1 protein-coding gene is annotated in these 271 nt (G+C 65.3%); it reads left to right on the top strand.

Features of this window, described 5'->3' with window-relative positions:
• On the top strand, positions 1-271 hold a 271-nt coding region (locus AC0L3U_RS39440; RefSeq protein WP_473365128.1), incomplete at both ends, for an NADPH-dependent FMN reductase.

Below are 271 nucleotides of genomic sequence, written 5' to 3'. Positions count from 1 at the left end.
CAGCGCCCGCAGCCTACAGCACTTTCCGCCATCAGGTGAGTTCATCCGACGGGGTGCTGTTCGTGACTCCGGAATACAACCGTTCCGTGCCTGCGGTGCTGAAGAATGCCATTGACGTGGGGTCGCGCCCTTATGGGCAGAGCGTCTGGGGCGGCAAGCCGGGGGCGGTCATCAGCGTGTCGCCGGGGGCCATTGGCGGCTTTGGCGCCAACCATCACCTGCGCCAGTCCCTGGTGTTTCTGGACGTGTGGTGCATGCAGCAGCCGGAGGC

It is taken from the genome of Bradyrhizobium sp. Kon69, from assembly GCF_055807515.1.
Note: the sequence above shows the minus strand (reverse complement) of the source record. Positions and strands in the feature narration are given on the sequence as shown.